Consider the following 17,397-nt stretch of genomic DNA (forward strand, 5'->3'; position numbering starts at 1 on the left):
TGTTACTTTGCTCCCTTGTAGTTGGGGTTCTCCCAGATAACGGATCCACCTTGACCGAGGCCGACACACATGGCGGTCAGGCCGTAACGCACCTCGGGGTGCTGTTCGAACTGTGCGGCGAGTTGGATCATGAGACGGACACCGGATGATGCGAGCGGGTGTCCCATTGCGATGGCTCCACCCCACTGGTTGACGCGGGGGTCGTCGTCATCGATGCCGTAATGGTCGAGCAACGAGAGCACTTGGACAGCGAACGCTTCGTTCAATTCGAAGAGGCCGATGTTGTCGATCGTGAGACCAGCCTTACGGAGCGCCTTCTCGGTTGAGGGGATGGGACCAATACCCATGATTTCGGGTTCCACGCCGGCGTAGGCGAAGCTCACCATGCGCATCTTGGGCTTGAGGCCGAGTTCACGAGCCGTGTCGCCGCTGGCGATGATGCTGGCGGTTGCTCCGTCGTTGAGCCCCGAGGCGTTGCCGGCCGTGATGCGGCCGTGCGGGCGGAAGGGCGTCTTGAGACCGGCAAGGCCCTCAAGAGTCGTTTCCGGGCGAAGCCCTTCATCGCGCGTAGCCAAACCCCAGCCGGACTCGCTCTTCGTCGCTACAGAGATCAAGTCGGGCTGGATGTTGTTGGCTTCGTACGCGGCCGCGGCACGCTGTTGGCTGCGCAGCGCGAATGCGTCGGCGCGGGCCTTCGTGAGGTGCGGAAACCGGTCGTGAAGCTTCTCGGCGGTGTTGCCCATGTTGAGGGCTTCAGGGTCAACCAGCTTTTCTGCGAGGAATCGAGGGTTTGGGTCTACGCCAGAGCCCATGGGGTGATGCCCCATGTGCTCAACGCCGCCAGCGATCGCCAAATCGTAGGCACCGAAAGCGATTCCGCCAGCCACGTTGGTGACGGCGGTCATCGCACCAGCACACATGCGGTCGATGGCATATCCGGGAACTGATTGGGGGAGTCCGGCGAGAAGAGCCGCACTGCGGCCGATCGTCAAACCTTGATCTCCAGTTTGAGTGGTTGCCGCGATGGCAACTTCATCAAAACGTTCCTTCGGAATCTGGGGGTTACGCTCCAGAAGTCCGATCATCGCCTTGACGACGAGGTCATCAGCTCTGGTATTCCAGAACATGCCCTTCTCGCCGGCACGTCCAAATGGAGTACGGACTCCATCTACGAACACAATCTCGGTTTTCTCGGCCACAATGCCTCCACTAAATCCTTGGATGTAGCACTGATCATAAGTGGCCGAGTTTAAGGTTAGGAATCCTTTGATTGTTCCTACGACTCGGTATCGACGGAGTCCTCAAGCGTTTGGTCGGCTTCCACAAAGGCTTGCGCAATTGACTGTGCAGATACGTCAAGTTGCCATTGACGTGCTCCGAGCGCGATGAGGGCTTCAGAAATGCTCTCCGTGGAGATTTCTGCGGGCGGGTTCCACGCAACTCGGCGCAGGTAGTCGGGCGTCAATAAGTTCTCGATAGGAATTGACATCTCTTCGGAGAACTCGGTCATGAGCGCGCGAGCAGCCTTTAAGCGACGATCCGCTTCGGGATTCTTGTCCGACCAGACTCGCGGGGGAGGCAGCGTGTCGCTAGCTACGCGCGAGGCAGGAATGTCGGTCGATGCAAGCCCCGCCTGGATGGCATCCCACCAGCGGTCAATCTGGGTGCGGCTTGCGCGCCCGCGGAACTCTTTCAAACTCGACAGCTGTCGCTTCGACTCGGGGAGGACCTTTGCGGCTGCGAGCAGCGCTGAGTCGGGCACGAGACGACCAGGGGCCGTGTCGACTTCTTGCGCGTACGCATCGCGAGCGAGCCAGAGCTCACGTGCCACGGCTAAGTTCTTGCCGCCGCGAATCGAGTGAACTCCGCTCAACCGGCGCCATGGTTCGGCTCGTACATTGCTGAGATCGCGTCCCAAGACCGATTCGAACTCTTGACGGGCGATCTCGCCCTTGCCGTCCTTATCGAGCAGCGCACCAAGCTCTTCGCGAAGATCGACGAGAAGCTCGACATCCAGCGCGGCGTACACGAGCCACGACTGTGGAAGCGGGCGGGTTGACCAGTCTGCCGAGGAATGTTCCTTCGCAAGGTGAATGCCCAGTAAGTGCTCGACGACCGTTCCGAGACCGACGCGGGGAAGACCCGCGATTCGAGCCCCGAGCTCCGTGTCAAAGAGGCGAGTGGGATTGAGGCCAACCTCGCGCAAACACGTGAGGTCTTGAGTGGCCGCGTGCAGGATCCACTCTTCTTCTGCGATGACATCGTTCAGTTCGCTGAAGTCACCAATGGCGGGCGGGTCAAAGAGAAAAGTGCCAGCGCCACGTCGAAAGATCTGAATGAGATACGCGCGCTGAGAGTAGCGGTAGCCGCTAGCGCGCTCGGCGTCGATACCGATGGGGCCGTGACCGGAAGCGATCGCATCGACGGCAGCAAGGTATTCGTCCCGATCGTCAATGACGTCCACGGGAGCGTGAGGGGCTTGGGTTGCAGCGTGCGACTGGCCCTCAGGGGCTGCACTCTCGGGGGCGCTACTCACGCCCAGCTCTACGGGCCGACAACATGGTGACTCCTTCAATCGTGGGCGGAAGTCCGGCAAGCATGCAGACTAACTCGCTCCAGCCTTCCACATGCGATGCGATATCGAGATCTTGAGGGCTCCACGAGGCTCGAAGTTCGATCTGCGCGCCGTCGGGCTGTGACTCAAGTTCGCCGAATCCTGTCGAGAGGATGCGAGTAGCAGTGCCGGAAACCTGGTCATACTTCGCTCCGCGGCTATCAAGCGCGTCGACGAGCCACGACCAGGTGACCGAGCTCAGAAACTCATCGACTCCGATGTCAGGTTCGAGCGGTGCCTGGGCGAAGCAGATGATCCTGAACTCGCCCTCCCATGCGTCGGGCGACTCGGGGTCATACAACAGAACGAAGCGGCCTGTGCCAAGGTCAGAATCCTCACCGTGGCGGCTGGGAGTGACATCCGCAGCAAGGGCGAATGACCATGGTGCGATCTGAGTCGGCGCCGAAATCTCAGTGATTGCGAGTTCGGGGCGAAGACTGGCCGCGCGGAGAGACTCGACCGCAGACGCAAAGATCGCGGGCGGCGTTGGTCCAGCTGGCGATTCAGGCACGTCAGAAGATTAGGCTTTAGCTGAACAATCGCTAGTAAGGCACGCCGCGCTCTGACGGCTACACGATGGAGGTTTTAGGATGCCGGTATCTTCTCAGCTCAGCGTCGCTGCCAAGGTCGTTGGTGGAGTTGCGGTTGCTGTTGTCGCCGTAGCAGGAATCGCCTTGGTCGGCGGAGCTGCGCTATCGGTCTATTTTGCGCGCAAAATCGTGACCCCGCCGGGGATCGCTGACAGCACCTTGCGTGTACTCGCCGTGGGAGAGTCGACGATTGTGTTGTCATCGTCGGCGGAAAGCCGGGCTCCCGGTCGCTTCAGCCTGTGGTTCGCAGACAACTCCGGACTCGCGCGAATTGGTCCGGTGGTTTCGCAGGGTGCTCAATGGGTGGCCCGCGAACTGATTGAGGTAGAGAAGGGCGTGCCGCAGCCGGGCGATAACGCTCGCACTAGTGGGTGGTTCTACGTCACGCCGGCTGGACTCGGACTCGAGTACTCCGAGGTGATGGTTCCCACAGAGTTGGGGCCAGCACCCGCGTGGCTGGTTCCTGCGGCGCGTCCTGCGGCGACGTGGGCCATCCACATTCACGGCCGCGGCGTGCAACGCCCCGAAACGGTTCGAGCTTTGGGCGAGTTCCACGCTGCCGGCGTTACCTCCCTTGCCGTGTCGTACCGCAACGACACAGAAGCCCCTAGCTCGTCCGACGGTCGCTACGGCTTGGGTTCGACGGAATACCGAGACGTTGACGCAGCGATTTCTTACGCTCTCGCGGCAGGCGCCGAACGAATCATCCTCATGGGGTGGTCAATGGGTGGGGCAACCGCCCTTCACACATTGATCCGTTCGAGCAACCGCGACACGATCATCGGGCTCGTTCTCGATTCACCGGTAATCGCCTGGGGGCCGACGATGGAGCTGCACGGCGACCTCAATCGCATTCCTACCCCGGTGCAACGAGCAGCCCAGTTCGTATTGAACAGCGACAAAGCTCCGTTGCTCGTCGGCATGGAGGGCCCACTCGATATCGCCGAGATGAACTTCGTCAACCGTGCGGATGAGCTTGATCGCCCCATCTTGTTGATGCACAGCGAAGACGACGGCTATGTGCCCGTAGAGCCGTCTCGCGCGCTGGCGGAAGCTCGACCCGACATCGTCACCTACGAAGAGTTCGATACGGCAGGCCACACTCGCCTGTGGAACTACGACAGCGATCGGTGGCTGACCGCGATTCGAGTCTGGCTAGCGGCGCAGCTCGGTGCGGATGCGGCATCCGTTGACTAGCTGCGACGTCGGCCGGGTCGACCCGACGGTCGAGGCGCCTCGATTGTGGCGCACACAGGCACCTACGCTGCTGCTCTTAGACCGCGGTCTTTAGCCGGATCTGTCGCTTGGCGCGCGCTAGCATGCCGGTCATGCCGCGCAGCCTGAGAGGGCTGACAGCTTGAGAGAGACCGAGGGTCTGCGGAAAGTCATCCGACAACTCGAGCACTTCGGCACTGCTGAGGCCGGAGAGGCCCTGTACCAAGATGGACGCGAAACCTCGCGTCGTGGGAGCCTCAGCTGGCGCTGTAGCAAACATGTGAACGATGTCGTTCTCGACTTCAATGAAGATGAAAACGGGGGACTGGCACTCCTCCACCCGTTCGAAGAGGTCGGGATGGTCGGCGTAGCGCGCCGGCAGCTCCGGAAGTTCATTGGCGAACTCCAGCAGAAGCTGCAGCCGATCCCTCAGCTCGAAGCCAAGAAAGTCGTCTCGAATTTCGGCTAACTGGCTGGGGATCTGCTGCTCACTCACTGCATCAGTCTAACGGGAAGGAACGTCACCCGGCTCAGTGCCGAGAGCGATCGGAACCCGTACGAGGGAACCCCACTCGGTCCACGATCCGTCGTAGTTGCGCACGTTCGGGAAGCCCATGAGGTAGTTGAGAACGAACCAGGTGTGACTCGAGCGCTCACCGATGCGGCAGTAGGCGACGATGTCGTCGCCATCCTTCAAGCCCGCACCCTCGCGGTAGATGGTGTTCAGCTCGCTGAGCGGGCGGAACGTGCCGTCTTCAGCGACAGCCTTCGACCACGGCACGCTCTGTGCGCTAGGGATGTGGCCGGCGCGAAGTGCGCCTTCTTCGGGGTAGCCGGGAACCGTTGTGCGCGCACCGCTGTACTCTTCCGGTGAACGGACGTCGATCAGCGGGTTACCGAGGTGGGCGAGCACGTCATCGCGGAACGCGCGAATCACCGAGTCGGAGCGTTCAACGATGGGGTACTCAGTCGGGGTCGGGGTGGGAACTTCGAGGGTGTACTCGCGGCCGTCGGCCTCCCACTTTGCGCGGCCACCATCCATGAGGCGGACGTCTTCGTGACCGAAGAGCGTGAAAACCCACAGCGCGTAGGCAGCCCACCAGTTGGTCTTGTCACCGTAAATTACGACGGTGCTGTCACGCGAGATGCCGCTGCGGGACATGAGCTTAGCGAAGCCTTCGCCGTCGATGTAGTCGCGGGTGACCGGGTCGTTGAGGTCTGTGTGCCAGTCGATCTTGACGGCGCCGCGGATGTGACCCGTTTCGTACAGAAGTACGTCTTCGTCGGATTCGACGACAACGAGTCCGGGTTCGCCGAGGTGTTCTTCAACCCACTGAGCAGACACCAAGCGTTCAGGGTGAGAGAACTCAGCAAATTGGGGGGCTGGGTCGCGTTCGATAGTCATAACTACCTCCGATTGTGGGTGGAAAAACTGGCGCGGGCTTCAAACTAAGCTTGATGGGTCCCTTGCCCAAGAAATTACGCATTCGCCGCTGATTACACCGCGTTGCCGTAACACTGCGAAAAATAACCGAGGCTGAGAATGAGCGCTACTGCGCCTACGACTCCTGAGCGTCTAGTCGATCGTATCCCGTCGTTGACCGGAGCGCAGATGCTCGCCGAACTTGTGCCGCCGCGCCAGTTCACCGGCGCGACCTTAGATTCATATCGTCCTGATCGTGACTACCCTTCGCAGGGCGCCGCAGTCGCAGCCATGCGGCATTTCGTCGCCGGCGCCAAGTCCGGAGGGTTGTTCTCTCGCAAAAAGACTCCTGCAGCAAAACCTGGGGTTTATCTCGACGGTGGATTTGGCGTGGGCAAGACTCATTTGCTCGCGGCGCTATGGCACCAGATGGCCGGACGAAAGTACTTCGGAACGTTCATTGAGTACACGGCGCTCGTCGGGGCCGTGGGGTACGCGCCTGCTGTGCAGTTGCTCAAGGGGGCGTCTTTGGTGTGCATCGATGAATTCGAACTCGACGATCCCGGCGATACCCGGTTGATTTCTCGCTTGCTATCTGAGCTGGTCGCTTCGGGCACCAAAATTGCTGCGACATCCAATACTCCACCTAATGCCCTCGGTGAAGGGCGCTTTGCAGCTCAAGACTTCTTGCGCGAAATCGACTCGCTCGCGGCGAAGTTCGAGACCATCCGTATTGACGGGCTCGACTACCGTCGCCGCGACACAGGAGCCCACGCCGTCGCGGTTCCGGATGCGGCGGCAGCTATTTCGACAGCGACCGGTGTGACAACACTCGATTCCTTCGACGAGCTGCTCAAGCATCTCGCTGGAGTTCACCCCTCGCGGTATGTGAAGTTGATCGAGGGGATTGACGCAGTTGGGCTTACCGGTGTGCACGAATTCGCTAACCAAACCGACGCGCTGCGTTTCGTGGCCTTTGTTGACCGGCTTTATGACGCACAAGTTGCCATCTACGCCGATGGCACTGCGCTGGATGCGGTGTTCCCCGATGACATGCTTGCGGGTGGTTACAGCAAGAAGTATCTTCGCGCGGTGTCGCGGCTTATCGCTCTGACTTCTAACGCAGCCTGATTCGATTACTGAGAAGCACTCGAACAATTGTGGCTTGAGTGTTGTGTAGGGGCCGATCGGGCACGAAACTGGTGCGGGGAGGGCAACAGTGACGGCAGAATTCACAGCGGCAAGCTTTGGGGCGGTCGCGCTATTCCTATTGTTGGCGGCGCTCATGGTTCTGTACGCGAGCACCTTGCCCTCCGCGACATGGACAGCGCTAACACTCACCTCGCTAGCTTGCGCCGCTCCGGGCGCGATTGCCTGGCTGGTGCTAGTCCCGGCGTTGTCCGTCAACGTCCGCGAGGTCATGATGCCTTCGCTCGCCGCTCTAGGCGCGGTCTGCTGTTTCCTCGTCACGTTGGTGTCACGAAGTTCTGGCGCGCCGTTATGGCGGAGCCTCTTCTATAGCTGTGTGTGGGGCACTGCCGTGTATGTCCCCATCGCGGTGCGCACGTTTGAGCCTTTCGGAGCGACGACACCGCTAGGCCTGAGCCCGATCGATCATGGTGGTGCTTTGGTCATGAGCGTCGCGGTGGGCGCCAGCATGCTCGCAGTGCTCGTCGTGGAGCGACGTTCTCTCATCCGTGGCGCCCGTAAGTCCGTTCCTGTTCCCGTTGGCATCGCCGCGCTCGCTCTGACCGTGCTGGCGTGGCTGGCATGGCTTGTGGGCGCCGAGTTCGCCTTCGACGACGTGGTGGGCCTCATCCTGGCGAACGGGGCCGTAAGCGCGAGCTTTGGCGCGCTGGGGTGGTGCATTGTGCAGCTGATCAATCACGGCACAATCAGGTTGAGATCGCTGGCCGGCGGTCTCATCAGCGGTCTCATCGCGGTCTCTGCTGGCGCACCGTTGTTCACTCCGGTGTCCGCGGCCGTCGCTGGCTTTATTGCGGGCGCCGTCGCGTGCGCATTCACCGTGCGCAAAGGCTCGCCTTTAGGGAACCAACTTCGGTTTCTGGTCAACACCCACCTCATTGGTGGGAGCATCGGCGTCGTATCGCTCGGAGTGTTGGCTACAGGCTCGGGGTTCCTCTTCACCGGTCAAACTTTTATCTTCGAACAGCAGCTTCAGAGTGTGCTCGCGTCAGCGGCCTTTGCGTTTATTGTCTCGTCGCTCGTGTGGTGGCTCTTGGGTCGTGTCGGTCGTCGTACCGAGGTCGTTGAGCCGCGCATCCTCGCCAAGAACTGAACGCGTCAACAGTGTCGCACCGGCAACCGCGGAGGGCATAGCGAGTACGGCCCCGAAGGGGATCAAGAAGACCACGTACGTCGCAGCTCCTAGCCCGAGAGCTCGCGCGCGTGACGCTCGCAGCGCGCGTCGCCGAGCCGTGAGGTGGAATCCACGGGACTCGAACGGGATGTTGCTGAGCTCGACCACCAGCAACCATCCACCCAGCAGCGCTCCGGCTGTGGCGGCGATGACTCCTCCCGCAACGGGGATGAATCCCAATGCGAATACGAGGACAGCGAGTCCCACGGTGGGGATCAATACCCGCAGTCCTTCCCCGATTCCACGACGGAGGTCGCGCCAGAAGCCTTGAGGCTGTTGTTCCGGGGGAGCACCGTGCACGGCGTCCACGTGCGTGGCGATCAATCGGTAAAACGAGTCGCCCACCATCAAGGTGACCGTGGTGTATGTGTTCACAATGATGAGGATGCTCGCCACGATGAGAGCCAGCCCCGCCCCGAAGTGAGTGGCAGCCTGCGCGACTTCACCCCATTCGCGGGCGAAAGGAGTAATTGATACGGCGATGGCCTCAATGTTGACGATCAAGGCAACGAGCACGGCAATCGCGGCGATGCCGACGATGGCGGCAGGGATCATTCCCAGCAACATCAACCGAGGGGCGGTGATCCATATTCGAAATCCGCGAAAAAGAAACCCGACGCCCGAGAAAAATTCTCGCAATACAGATGCGCGACGTGGAGAGGGAGCTGACATTCCTCAAGGCTATCGGGCAGATCGCCGAGGATAGCCTCTATAGTCCGGGGATTTCAGCCGTAAATGAAGAGAGAACTTGGTGGGCGATACCGGACTCGAACCGATGACCTCTTCCGTGTGAAGGAAGCGCGCTACCAACTGCGCCAATCGCCCGCACTGCAATCTTTGCATATCTCGACGACACGCTCGCGGCCGAATTGGAACTTCGCGCACTCTTCGTATACAGTCATCTAGCACGCGAAAACGGGGAACCGAATAGCTTGCAAATGCGGATGTGGCGCAGTGGTAGCGCATAACCTTGCCAAGGTTAGGGTCGCGAGTTCGAATCTCGTCATCCGCTCGAATGAGAAGTGTCAGCCTCGCCGGCACTTTTCATGTGCGGTGGAGTGGCCGAGAGGCGAGGCAGCGGCCTGCAAAGCCGTATACGCGGGTTCAAATCCCGTCTCCACCTCGTAGTGAGTGTTCGCCGGTTCGCCGGTTGGCGTTTGCAACTAGGTTTTTCTAAGTAAATAGCATGAGCGATTGGCGCAGCGGTAGCGCGCTTCCCTGACACGGAAGAGGTCGCTGGTTCGATCCCAGTATCGCTCACAGATGAAGCCCCGGTTCGCCGGGGCTTCTGCTTTTTACCAGACGAAAGCTGATTCTCGCGAGCGTAGCGGTTCGCTCTCCAGCGTGGCTCTCCTCTGAATGTCGCACATGCGCGAATATGGGCGCATGGGGAAAACTCGCACGCCGTCGAAACAAAGCGAGGCCTTCGTCAGGCTATTGCTTGACGAGGGGCTGGCGACACCCGCGCAGATCGCAGAGGCGCGAGACGTGAAGTCGCGCTCCGGTGTTCACATCGATCAAACTTTGGCGAGTCGCGGTTATCTCAACGATGCTGCGCTGGTCGATGTGATTTCACGCGCGTGGGGTATCGAACGAGCCCAGATGGAGGAGGTCGATGGGGAATTCGCGCGCCAGTGGCGCGGGCAGTTATACATCGCCGAGAACTGGATGCCCCTGCGTGAACTCACCGACGGTCGTGCTCTCGTCGCGACGGCTCGTGTTCCTGACGATGAACGTCGCGGCCACATAGCGACGACGCTTGGTCGAGATGTGGTGTTTGTAGCGGCAACATCCGCTCAGATCTGGCACGCGATCCTGGATGTCTTCGGCCCGGCCATTGCCGATCAAGCCGCGAATGAGCTGTGGAAGAGAAATCCGGTGCTCTCTGCCCGAACTGTGGCCTCGCGAGGACAAAAGGTGGGCCTCGTTATCCTCGTGTTCGTGTTCGTAATCGGGCTCGTATTGTGGCCAGCCGCGACCGTCATCGCGCTGATAGCCATCACTAGTCTCGTCTTTCTCGCGGGCACTGCCTTCAAGTTCTTCATTTCGCTGCGCGGTGCGCGCTTCGACCTCGTCGAACGAGTCTCACAAGGTGAGGTCGATGCACTCGATGACGATGAGTTGCCGCGGTACACCGTGCTTGTACCGGTCTTCAAAGAGGCAAATATTGTCGCGCAGCTCGTGAAGAACCTAGGCGATATCGATTGGCCGAAAAGCCGGCTCGAAGTTTTTGTACTCATCGAGGAATCCGACGACGAAACGAGAGCCGCGTTCGAGGCGAGTTCTCCTCCCGATTATTTTCAGATCATCACGATTCCGGCTGGGCATCCGCAGACTAAACCGCGCGCCTGCAATGTGGGACTCTTTTTCGCCACGGGGGACTACCTCGTCATTTTCGATGCGGAAGATACGCCTGAACCCGATCAGCTGAAGAAGGCGTACATCTCTTTCCAGCGCGGTGGTGAAAAGACCGTCTGTGTCCAGGCCGCCCTGAACTACTTCAATGCCAGCGAGAACCTGCTCACTCGGATGTTCTCGCTCGAATACGGCTATTGGTTTGACTACATGCTCTCGGGATTAGATTCGCTGGATTTGCCTATCCCACTCGGCGGCACGTCTAACCACTTCCGCACTGCGGCTCTTAAGGATTTGGGAGGTTGGGATCCCTACAACGTGACAGAGGATGCCGACCTGGGAATCCGCGCCAGTGCGCTCGGGTATCGCGTGGGAGTCGTCAACTCGGCGACTATGGAGGAAGCGAACAAGTCGATCCCCAACTTCATCCGGCAACGCAGCCGCTGGATCAAGGGATATATGCAGACGACTTTGGTCCATGCACGGCGCCCGCGCGCGCTGATGCGCCAGATCGGATTCTGGCGTTTCTGCAGTTTTGTTCTCCTGATTGCAGGAACCCCGGCGACCTTCTTGGGCGTGCTGCCCTTCTACATTCTTACCGTTCTGTCATTGGCACTGCCCACTGAGTTTGTCGCTCAGTTTTTCCCAGTGTGGTTGCTTTGGGTTTGCTTCCTCAACTTCGTGATTGGAAGTTCAGTCATGGTTTATCTGTCGATGATGGGCCCGTACAAGCGGGGCACTTTCGCGCTGGTGCCGTGGGCGCTACTCAACCCGCTGTATTGGGTTCTGCATTCGATAGCGTCGTACAAGGCACTGTGGCAACTCGTCACCAAACCGCATTACTGGGAGAAGACGGAGCATGGCCTGACGAGCCAGTCCAACCATGAGTGAGTCGTCGACCACTACCCGGGCGCTTCGAATCGCGACGCGACCGCCGCGCACGCGCCTCGATGCGTGGCCGCGCCGTACCCCTAGACGGTGGCTGCTCCGCGGCGTGTTCGCGCTGCCCTACGTGGCCTTCGCACTCGTTGTTTTCATGTTGGGGGCGGCTGACTCTCCGAATGCCACTCTCGTAGACCGCGCTACGCAAATTGACTGGGACCGAGCGGATGCTCAGTGGCTGGGGGAGATCTTCCCGCCCATCAGCACGCTGCTTGCCGGTTTCGTTCCCGGTGGCGCGCTCACCCTTTCGATCATCGGGGCGCTCAGCGCGGGCATCTTTCTCCAAAAGCTCATCGAGATTATGGTTCAGCGACGTTTCGCCCGCTCAACCATCGTGATCCTGATGATGGCGCTCGCCCTCAACCCGCTCTTCTTTTACAACGCGACACAAAACTATGCGGCATTCTTAGGTCTCTTGCTTTTCGGCCTAGGGCTCTCGCATATCGTGCGTTTCGTCACCTGGGGAAATACGGAGTCTGGTTTCCGTACGGGAATCTACTTCATGGTCGCGGTTCTCACCGACATCACAGCCCTTGTTTACGTCACGGCAGCAGCCCTGTCCGCGCCGTTCCTGCGGCACCGTCGCGCTGGCGTTGTGGGTGCCCGCCGGGCAAATGCGCTCGTCATTCTCTTTCCTGCCGCATCGGCATTGTTCTCTTTAGCCGCTTTGAATTCGATCTTTTTGGGGCGTCCGTTCGCCGGTGCCACTACGACAGCGTTCACCGGGTTTACTGACCGTCTGAATCTCGCGGGAGAGTTTTTCTCCACAATCGAGGGCATGATCGTGATCGCGCCGCTCGTGAGCGCGTGGATGGTCGCCCTGATAGTGCGTCGGCCGGGCGCGATCATCATCTCGACGCTCGTGTTTGCTGCTTTCGTCGTTGGATTCGCGCTCGGGTTACTTCCCAGTGGCTCGACTGGAAACATTTTCATGGCAATGACTCTTCTCGCGATCGCTCTCATCCCGACCGCGCGTACGGCCAGGGGTACCGTGATGATTGCCCTTGTCGGCATCTTCCAACTCGCCGTCGGTTGGGCCACCGCACTCACTAGCACTGTCTTTGCTCAGTGGCTCAGTCAGATCTTTGCTGGATAGCGGCGACGGATGACACGGGGTCGCCGCGAACGCCGCTAAAGTTGTCGTGTGAGTAACACTGGATTTGAGCTATTTACCGACCGCAACGTCGTCGCTATGCGCGTCAACGGTGAGTTGAAAGATCTCGCCGCGACAGTAACTGACACGGATGAGGTCGAGGCTGTCACTATCGACTCGCCCGATGGACTCAATATCCTTCGTCACTCGGCCGCCCACGTCGCGGCTCAGGCTATCCAGTCGATCAACCCGCAGGCTAAGCTCGGTATTGGCCCGCCCGTTATCGATGGTTTCTACTACGACTTCGACGTCGAGGAGCCGTTTACCCCGGAAGATCTCAAGGCCATCACCAAGGCGATGGACCGCATCATCCGCCAGGGCCAGCGTTTTCAGCGTCGTGTCGTGACTGAGGCCGAGGCTCGTGCCGAGCTTGCTGACGAGCCCTACAAGCTTGAACTGATCGGCCTCAAGGGCTCTGTCGATGACAGCGAAGTGGATGGCGACAACGAGTCCGTCGAGGTTGGTGGCGCCGAGCTAACCATTTACGACAATGTCGATGGCAAAACGGGCGAGGTTTACTGGAAAGACCTGTGCCGTGGCCCGCACCTTCCCAGCACCCGCATGATCGGCAACGGATGGTCGCTCACGCGCACTGCTGCCGCCTATTGGCGCGGCTCGGAAAAGAACAAGCAGCTTCAGCGCGTGTACGGAACGGCGTGGCCGACCAAGGACGAGTTGCGTGCCTACCAAGCGCGTCAAGAAGAGGCACTCAAGCGCGACCATCGCAAGTTGGGCGCCGAACTCGACCTGTTCTCGTTCCCTGACGAAATCGGTTCTGGCCTCGCGGTATTCCACCCCAAGGGCGGCATCATCCGTCACGAGATGGAAGATTACTCGCGCAAGCGCCACGCTCAAGAGGGCTATTCCTTCGTCAACACCCCTCACATCACCAAAGAGGCACTGTTCGAGACCTCGGGCCATCTGGGCTGGTACAAAGACGGCATGTTCCCGCCGATGCACCTCGATGAGGCTCGCAACGACGAGGGCGAAATCACGCGCCAAGGTGCTGACTACTATCTCAAACCCATGAACTGCCCGATGCACATCCTGATCTACCGGTCGAGTGGTCGTTCGTACCGTGATCTGCCGATGCGTCTGTTCGAATTCGGCACCGTCTACCGCAACGAGAAGTCGGGTGTTATTCACGGCCTCACGCGCGTTCGTGGTCTGACCATGGACGACGCGCACATCTTCACCACGAAGGAGGGGATGAAGCAGGAGCTCACCAACACGCTCAACTTTGTTCTCTCGCTGTTGCGCGACTACGGTTTGACCGACTTTTACCTTGAGCTTTCCACCAAGGACCCCGAGAAGTATGTCGGCGATGATGAGATCTGGGATGAAGCGACGCGAACTCTCGCTGAGGTCGCTGAGGAGTCAGGCCTTGAGCTCGTTCCTGACCCGGGCGGGGCCGCGTTTTACGGCCCCAAGATTTCGGTTCAGGCGCGCGATGCCATCGGCCGCACGTGGCAGATGTCGACCGTTCAGCTCGACTTCAACCTGCCGGATCGATTCGATCTGGAGTACACAGCGGCGGATGGTTCGCGCCAACGCCCTGTGATGATCCATCGTGCGCTCTTCGGATCGATCGAACGTTTCTTTGGCGTTCTCACCGAGCACTATGCCGGTGCCTTCCCCGTTTGGCTGTCACCTGTTCAAGTTGTCGGCATCCCGGTTGCGGAAGCGTACGAAGAGTACTTGGGCGGCGTCATCGACCAGCTCAAGGCCCTCGGCGTGCGTGCCGAAATGGATGCCTCGAGCGAGCGTATGCAGAAGAAGATTCGTACGCACACCAAGTCGAAAATCCCGTTCCAGCTCATTGCCGGAGAACAGGATCAGGCTGCGGGTTCAGTCAGCTTCCGTTTCCGTGACGGAACCCAAGAGAACGGCATCCCGATTGCGGATGCAGTTGCCCGCATCACTGACGCCATCGCGACGCGAGCGCAGGTTTAGTTCGTGCACGACTATGACGGTTCTGAGGTGCCCGCGGGGGAGTCGAGTTCTGACTTCGCCGCGGTGCCCGACGCTTTTCAGCGTTTGTGGACGCCGCATCGCATCGCGTACATCACGGATCAGACGCAACCGGATAAAGACGACTGCCCGTTCTGCGTGGCGCCCACGCTTGACGATGAGAAGGCGCTCATCGTTGCGCGCGGGACCCACGCCTACGTGCTACTGAACCTGTTTCCGTATAACAGCGGCCACCTTCTGGTCTGCCCGTACCGCCACGTGCCGCTCTACGACGAGGCGACTGACGAGGAGACCGCTGAGATCGCCTCTCTTACACAGTCCGCCATGCGAGTGCTGCGCGAGACCTCCAAAGCTCACGGCTTCAACATTGGTATGAATCAGGGCGCGTTGGCTGGGGCGGGCGTCGCCAATCACTTGCACCAGCATGTTGTGCCGCGGTGGGCCACAGACTCCAACTTCTTCCCGATCGTGGCGGGCACCAAGGCGATTCCGCGGCTGCTGGGTGAGGTTCGGGATGAACTCGCGAAGGCGTGGCCTGCGAACCACTGATTTCAAATTGGCTGCATTCTTTTGGTGGCTTCGGTCTTAGCGTTGAAGCTATGAGCGAGAACACTTCATCCAACGAATCGGGCACGAGCCGTGTTAAGCGCGGACTGGCAGAAATGCTCAAGGGCGGCGTCATCATGGATGTCGTCAACGCTGAGCAAGCAAAGATCGCGGAGGATGCCGGCGCCGTTGCCGTTATGGCTCTTGAGCGCGTTCCTGCTGACATCCGTTCGCAGGGTGGAGTCGCTCGCATGAGTGATCCAGACCTCATTGACGGGATCATTAGCGCAGTCTCGATCCCTGTCATGGCGAAAGCTCGTATCGGTCACTTCGTCGAAGCCCAGGTTCTTCAGGCTCTCAAGGTCGACTACATCGACGAGTCCGAAGTCTTGAGCCCCGCCGACTATGTGAACCACATCGACAAGTGGAACTTTGACGTTCCCTTCGTGTGTGGTGCAACCAACCTGGGCGAGGCGCTTCGACGCATCACCGAGGGCGCTGCGATGATTCGCTCGAAAGGTGAAGCAGGCACCGGCGACGTTTCTGAGGCAACCAAGCACATCCGTACCATCAACGGTCAGATCAACGAGCTTCGCTCGAAGTCGGTCGACGAATTGTATGTTGCTGCGAAGGAACTGCAGGCACCGTACGAACTCGTTCGCGAAGTAGCGCAGAGCGGCAAACTCCCCGTCGTTCTCTTCACCGCTGGTGGAGTAGCGACTCCGGCTGATGCCGCGCTGATGATGCAGCTTGGCGCCGATGGTGTCTTTGTCGGTTCGGGAATCTTCAAGTCGGGCAACCCGGCGCAGCGCGCCGCAGCGATCGTGAAGGCAACGACCTTCTTCGACGACCCCAGCGTGATCGCTGAGACCTCGCGTGGTCTAGGCGAGGCCATGGTGGGCATCAACGTTTCTGACCTTGCCGCCCCGCACCGCCTCGCCGAGCGTGGCTGGTAACTCTTCCGTCGATCAGCTGCCCATTGGGGTTCTTGCTCTTCAGGGTGATTTTCGCGAGCACCTGCAGGTGCTCCAGCAACTCGGAGAAACCGCTGTAGCGGTCAAATCTCCCGAGCAGCTGGAGCACATTGCCGCTCTCATTATTCCTGGCGGCGAGTCGAGCGTGATCGACAAACTTTCGCGGCTCTATGGTCTTTTCGAGCCCATTCGCGCAGCTATCCACGCGGGGCTTCCTGTCTACGGAACCTGTGCCGGGCTCATCATGCTGGCGGATACAGTTGAAGATTCGATCGAAGGTCAGCAGTCGTTCGGTGGCCTCGATGTGATTGTTCGCCGCAATGCATTCGGTTCTCAGACTGATTCCTTCGAAACCGATTTGAGCATCCCAGAACTAGGGGAGAACCCCGTGCACGCCGTGTTCATCCGCGCTCCGGTGGTCGAAAGCGTCGGCGCTCGGGCTCGAGCTCTCGCAACGTTGGATGACGGCCGAATTGTCGCGGTAGAACAGGGCGGCCTGCTCGGCACGTCCTTTCATCCCGAAATTACGGGTGATACACGATTTCACGAGTACTTCGTGCGTCGAGTCCGCGCCACGCAGTAGATCCTGCATCATGAGGGAATGCAACTGTATGCGGACCAGCCCTCCCGTCGAACTCGTCAAATCATCGCTGACGTGATTTCCCTCGGGTTCATCGCGGTGTGGATTGCACTCGGGGTGTGGGTGTACCAGCTCATTGCTGCCTTTCAGCAACTTGGCGTTCAGATGCAGGAGGCGGGGGCAGGATTCGAATCGACGATGGTCGAACTGGGCGACGCACTCGGCGCGGTACCACTGATTGGAGCGGGCATCCGGGCTCCGTTCGATGGTGCGAGTGAAGCCGGTGCAGCGTTGGAATCGGCGGGGCAGAGTCAGCAAGCTTCGGTCGAAGCTGCTGCCACGGCGGTCGGCTTGTTTATCGGAATTGTGCCGGTGGTATTTATCCTTCTCGTTTGGCTGCTGCCGCGCATCCGATTTGCTATACGGGCCGGCGAAGCGAAGCGGCTCTTGGCAACGCCCGGTGGGGCCGATCTGTTGGCGCTCCGGGCGCTCGCAACGCTCAATATGACGGAACTAGCGCGGGTTTCGGAGGCCCCGGCCGCGGAGTGGCGAGCGGGAAATAGCGCGACTGTGGCGCGACTAACACAATTGCACTTGGCGAAATTGGGGCTCCGCAGTTCGCTCGAAGAACGCTAGCGCGGGGATTCGCGCAGT

The 17,397-nt window shown here is 59.9% G+C and carries 16 protein-coding genes and 4 tRNA genes; 13 read left to right on the plus strand and 7 right to left on the minus strand.

Going from position 1 to position 17,397, the window contains the following annotated elements; genetic code table 11:
* Positions 1 to 2 precede the first annotated feature (2 nt).
* The 3 genes from ACR3YK_RS11285 to ACR3YK_RS11295 all read right to left on the minus strand — a co-directional run bounded on the left by ACR3YK_RS11285 (position 3) and on the right by ACR3YK_RS11295 (position 3,125).
* Positions 3 to 1,199, minus strand: a complete 1,197-nt coding sequence (locus ACR3YK_RS11285; protein ID WP_486174962.1) for a thiolase family protein — start codon at positions 1,197 to 1,199, stop codon at positions 3 to 5.
* A 77-nt stretch (positions 1,200 to 1,276) separates the two neighbouring features.
* Complete coding sequence (locus ACR3YK_RS11290) at positions 1,277 to 2,536, minus strand: HRDC domain-containing protein (protein ID WP_486174963.1); 1,260 nt, start codon at positions 2,534 to 2,536, stop codon at positions 1,277 to 1,279.
* The gene (locus ACR3YK_RS11295; protein WP_486174964.1) at positions 2,529 to 3,125 is read right to left on the minus strand and encodes a DUF3000 domain-containing protein; all 597 of its coding nucleotides are present in this window, start codon (positions 3,123 to 3,125) and stop codon (positions 2,529 to 2,531) included. Before ACR3YK_RS11295 ends, ACR3YK_RS11290 begins: the two co-directional genes overlap by 8 nt.
* A gap of 79 nt (positions 3,126 to 3,204) precedes the next feature.
* Between ACR3YK_RS11295 and ACR3YK_RS11300 the strand changes: the two genes are divergently transcribed.
* Complete coding sequence (locus tag ACR3YK_RS11300) at positions 3,205 to 4,401, plus strand: alpha/beta hydrolase family protein (RefSeq protein WP_486174965.1); 1,197 nt, start codon at positions 3,205 to 3,207, stop codon at positions 4,399 to 4,401.
* Between the two features lie 76 nt (positions 4,402 to 4,477).
* On the opposite strand, the gene ACR3YK_RS11305 is transcribed toward ACR3YK_RS11300, so the two are convergent.
* Together ACR3YK_RS11305 and ACR3YK_RS11310 are read right to left on the minus strand one after the other, a co-directional pair.
* Positions 4,478 to 4,915 (minus strand): SufE family protein, encoded by a 438-nt coding sequence (locus ACR3YK_RS11305; RefSeq protein WP_100388894.1) that lies wholly within the window; start codon positions 4,913 to 4,915, stop codon positions 4,478 to 4,480.
* A 9-nt stretch (positions 4,916 to 4,924) separates the two neighbouring features.
* A complete protein-coding gene (locus ACR3YK_RS11310) occupies positions 4,925 to 5,824 on the minus strand; it encodes a sulfurtransferase (protein WP_486174966.1) in 900 nt (299 codons plus the stop codon).
* Positions 5,825 to 5,962: 138 nt separating this feature from the next.
* On the opposite strand from ACR3YK_RS11310, the gene zapE reads away from it, so the two are divergent.
* Positions 5,963 to 6,973, plus strand: coding sequence for a cell division protein ZapE (gene zapE / locus ACR3YK_RS11315; RefSeq protein WP_486174967.1), 1,011 nt, complete (start codon positions 5,963 to 5,965; stop codon positions 6,971 to 6,973).
* Between the two features lie 292 nt (positions 6,974 to 7,265).
* Positions 7,266 to 8,141 (plus strand): ammonium transporter family protein, encoded by an 876-nt coding sequence (locus ACR3YK_RS11320; protein ID WP_486176408.1) that lies wholly within the window; start codon positions 7,266 to 7,268, stop codon positions 8,139 to 8,141.
* Here ACR3YK_RS11320 and ACR3YK_RS11325 read toward each other — a convergent pair.
* A complete protein-coding gene (locus ACR3YK_RS11325; RefSeq protein WP_486174968.1) occupies positions 8,037 to 8,894 on the minus strand; it encodes an EI24 domain-containing protein in 858 nt (285 codons plus the stop codon). The genes ACR3YK_RS11320 and ACR3YK_RS11325 overlap by 105 nt on opposite strands.
* 77 nt (positions 8,895 to 8,971) lie before the next feature.
* A tRNA-Val gene (locus ACR3YK_RS11330) sits at positions 8,972 to 9,047 on the minus strand.
* Positions 9,048 to 9,162: 115 nt separating this feature from the next.
* Here ACR3YK_RS11330 and ACR3YK_RS11335 point away from each other — a divergent pair.
* The 10 genes from ACR3YK_RS11335 to ACR3YK_RS11380 all read left to right on the plus strand — a co-directional run bounded on the left by ACR3YK_RS11335 (position 9,163) and on the right by ACR3YK_RS11380 (position 17,379).
* A tRNA-Gly gene (locus ACR3YK_RS11335) sits at positions 9,163 to 9,234 on the plus strand.
* Between the two features lie 40 nt (positions 9,235 to 9,274).
* Positions 9,275 to 9,345, plus strand: a tRNA-Cys gene (locus tag ACR3YK_RS11340).
* Positions 9,346 to 9,410: 65 nt separating this feature from the next.
* Positions 9,411 to 9,482: transfer RNA gene (locus ACR3YK_RS11345), tRNA-Val, on the plus strand.
* A 126-nt stretch (positions 9,483 to 9,608) separates the two neighbouring features.
* A complete protein-coding gene (locus tag ACR3YK_RS11350; protein WP_486174969.1) occupies positions 9,609 to 11,468 on the plus strand; it encodes a glycosyltransferase in 1,860 nt (619 codons plus the stop codon).
* Positions 11,461 to 12,615, plus strand: coding sequence for a hypothetical protein (locus tag ACR3YK_RS11355; RefSeq protein WP_486174970.1), 1,155 nt, complete (start codon positions 11,461 to 11,463; stop codon positions 12,613 to 12,615). Before ACR3YK_RS11350 ends, ACR3YK_RS11355 begins: the two co-directional genes overlap by 8 nt.
* A gap of 96 nt (positions 12,616 to 12,711) precedes the next feature.
* Positions 12,712 to 14,625, plus strand: a complete 1,914-nt coding sequence (gene thrS / locus ACR3YK_RS11360; protein ID WP_486176409.1) for a threonine--tRNA ligase — start codon at positions 12,712 to 12,714, stop codon at positions 14,623 to 14,625.
* Between the two features lie 3 nt (positions 14,626 to 14,628).
* Complete coding sequence (locus tag ACR3YK_RS11365; RefSeq protein ID WP_486174971.1) at positions 14,629 to 15,192, plus strand: HIT family protein; 564 nt, start codon at positions 14,629 to 14,631, stop codon at positions 15,190 to 15,192.
* A gap of 50 nt (positions 15,193 to 15,242) precedes the next feature.
* A complete protein-coding gene (gene pdxS, locus ACR3YK_RS11370) occupies positions 15,243 to 16,145 on the plus strand; it encodes a pyridoxal 5'-phosphate synthase lyase subunit PdxS (protein WP_486174972.1) in 903 nt (300 codons plus the stop codon).
* Positions 16,135 to 16,746 (plus strand): pyridoxal 5'-phosphate synthase glutaminase subunit PdxT, encoded by a 612-nt coding sequence (gene pdxT / locus ACR3YK_RS11375; protein ID WP_486174973.1) that lies wholly within the window; start codon positions 16,135 to 16,137, stop codon positions 16,744 to 16,746. The genes pdxS and pdxT overlap by 11 nt, the downstream gene beginning before the upstream one ends.
* 18 nt (positions 16,747 to 16,764) lie before the next feature.
* Entirely contained in the window at positions 16,765 to 17,379 is a 615-nt protein-coding gene (locus tag ACR3YK_RS11380; RefSeq protein WP_486174974.1) for a hypothetical protein, read from the plus strand.
* Positions 17,380 to 17,397: the final 18 nt, after the last annotated feature.

The sequence above is a fragment of the Salinibacterium sp. 10G20-15 genome (assembly GCF_057365065.1).